This is a genomic window from Candidatus Igneacidithiobacillus taiwanensis, assembly GCF_031962545.1.
Classification (GTDB): domain Bacteria; phylum Pseudomonadota; class Gammaproteobacteria; order Acidithiobacillales; family Acidithiobacillaceae; genus Igneacidithiobacillus; species Igneacidithiobacillus taiwanensis.
In genome coordinates this window covers 1-2,379 of the sequence record NZ_JAVRKK010000225.1, presented here as the reverse complement: position 1 = coordinate 2,379, position 2,379 = coordinate 1, and the positions used below count along the sequence as shown (strand labels likewise).

Below are 2,379 nucleotides of genomic sequence, written 5' to 3'. Positions count from 1 at the left end.
AAGGGAACTATCCCGATATTCTCGAATGATACGCTGTGCTTCTCTGCCCTTGCGGCGGTACACCTTTTCGTCCCGGTGCTGCTCGGTAGGCCGGTGATACAGAGACCGGATCTTCATGGCCGGTAGTTTGCTAGATACCTTACTTTTATCCACCAGAAATCTCCTTATGTGCGGAAAGACGTTTGATTTCGTCTGCAATCGCTTCCAATCTTTCCCTATATTGCAATTTGCCAACAATGTCTCCGTATCGTTCTGCCTCAGTTAGCAGCACTTTCAATCCTGCCGCTTCCGCTTTCAAAAAATTGATTTCATTTTCATGCGCTTTGGCCTGAGACAGGCGACGAATCTTTCCAAATCCGGAATGATACACCTTGGATTCGTCATTCACACCCTGCCTTTTCTGCGGTTTGCACAGAAGGCAGCCAGCACGGGTGCTCTTGGGGCGGTGGCGTTTGTGGTGCATGGAGACTCCTAAAAAATTGGTCGGGGTGAGAGGATTCGAACCTCCGGCCCTCTGCTCCCAAAGCAGATGCGCTACCAGCCTGCGCTACACCCCGAAAAGATTGATTGGCTCTACATATCAAGTTGCGTCGTTCAGGGGTTTACCAAAACCGTTTCTCATGCTTTCCAAGGATTCCTCGTCAAGGTGATCTCTCCATGCGTCAAAAATGAAAACAACTTCCCCTGATTTCATCAGTTGACCAAAAAGTTCACGGCTATTTCGCTTTCCTGTTGGACCAATGATCGTGTTAACCGTAAGTGGTTCACAAGAGTGGTCGCTTGCTGCATGTACGGTACTGTTTGTCATTGGATATTCTCCTTGTCAATGAATGGTATTTGACTGGTACTGCTCTCCCTATTTCTGGCACAGGCGATCGTGTAGGTATTCCACGGCCTGTCCGATAGTTTTGATTCGATCCGCGTCCTCATCGAGAATGTCGCAATCGAACTCCTCTTCCATGGCCATAATAATCTCAACCTTATCCAGCGAGTCGGCTCCCAGGTCGTTTTCAAAGGATGTCTCGTTGGTAATCCTTTCTGGATCGATTGCCAGTTGTTCGGAAATTACCTTCTTGACCCGATATTCGATTTGGTCGAGTGTGAGCTCTGCCTGATTGCTCATGATAAACCTCTCGTTTTCTTGTTCGCCATCACAATTTTAGCGCGGGTACTCCAGCCATAGCCTTTTGGCTTGGCTGGAGCGGAAGCGCTGCCTCCAGTAGGGTCATGCTGCATATTCATAACCGTCCCCTTTTTGGATAATGGTAAGGTGCTTTGGGTGAATCTCCCGTTTGGTTTTGTTGGAACAAATCGCGAATGATGGGCGGAAGCGGATTGCCACCCGGCCGGTGATAGCGGGTATGTTGGGCTTCGTGCAACGCACGATGTCGCCAGTACGAAATCCCAGATACGTTCTGGCTCGTGGCTTATGGCCGCGCGGAAAACCGTAGCGGTCCAGTCTTGCCCGTTGACGTTCCCCGTGGCCGGTAGCTTTGATCGTGAGGGTTTGGTGATTCGGGTCGAGGTGGACGCTTTGCCCTGATTCCCCCACGCAAGCGGCGTCAATCCAATGGGTCTTTGGATATTGCTGTTGTATCCGGTTCCACTTGGTACGGCCACCACTGCCTATTTCCACACCCATCCCTGTTTGCTTGAGCCGTTGGTATAGCGCCCAGCGGGTACTATTCACCGCTGCCGCGTCTTTCAGTGGAGCCTTGGCCTGGGCCAGTATCCGGCGTAAGCGATCCGGCTTTTTCGCCAGAAATGCGGCAACGTCGGTATTTCCCTTCTTCCGGTTGCAGGGAGAGCAAGCCAGAGTTAGGTTGGAAATCCGATCGCTACCGCCCTTGCTTCGGGGATGTATATGGTCGATTTCCAGAGGCACGTTTTCCGCCCCACAATAGGCGCACTTCCGGCCCCATTTTTCGAGTAGGTACTCGCGTACCTCGTAGCCAAAAAGCTCGCCTTGCTGGTATTCAATCCCGGCAATTTCGGGATTCTGTAGTTTCTGGGTGTCAAAGCGATGCAGCATGGTGGAGATCGCCGTGACGGGCGACCAACGCTGCAATCTTTGCACCCATGTCATTGTCGTATCTGCTCGATGTTGTAGGGATGGTGCTAACCACCCTTTTATCCTGGTCCGGTGTAGGAATCGGGCGGGCCTGTATCGCAACCTATTCCGGCGAAAGCGCCGGTGGGCGGCCCGATCTTTCAGCGACTTGCGGATAGCCGCGCCGCGATGGGCGAGTTCTGCTGCCCAGACTACGACGGATCCGCGTTTTGCAAACTCGGCCACCAGCGTAATGCCGGTAGTTTTGCTGCCTGGATTAAGTTTCAGGCGTATGTCCTGTACGTCGCCGTTATCCCGGTCTTTGAGGA

The 2,379-nt window shown here is 52.3% G+C and carries 4 protein-coding genes and 1 tRNA gene; all 5 read right to left on the bottom strand.

Translation table 11 applies throughout. The annotated features are described in order from the left end of the window. Positions 1 to 145: 145 nt before the first annotated feature. A complete protein-coding gene (locus RTI30_RS14045) occupies positions 146 to 463 on the bottom strand; it encodes a hypothetical protein (RefSeq protein ID WP_312284120.1) in 318 nt (105 codons plus the stop codon). 17 nt (positions 464 to 480) lie between these two features. Further along, positions 481 to 557: transfer RNA gene (locus RTI30_RS14040), tRNA-Pro, on the bottom strand. Positions 558 to 580: 23 nt separating this feature from the next. Continuing rightward, positions 581 to 808 (bottom strand): hypothetical protein, encoded by a 228-nt coding sequence (locus RTI30_RS14035; protein ID WP_312284119.1) that lies wholly within the window; start codon positions 806 to 808, stop codon positions 581 to 583. A 48-nt stretch (positions 809 to 856) separates the two neighbouring features. Then, positions 857 to 1,123: an acyl carrier protein gene (gene acpP / locus RTI30_RS14030; protein WP_312284118.1), complete on the bottom strand. Its 267-nt coding sequence runs from the start codon at positions 1,121 to 1,123 to the stop codon at positions 857 to 859. A 102-nt stretch (positions 1,124 to 1,225) separates the two neighbouring features. Continuing rightward, positions 1,226 to 2,379 (bottom strand): RNA-guided endonuclease IscB (gene iscB, locus RTI30_RS14025; RefSeq protein ID WP_312284117.1); only part of this gene is annotated, 1,154 nt, incomplete at its 5' end.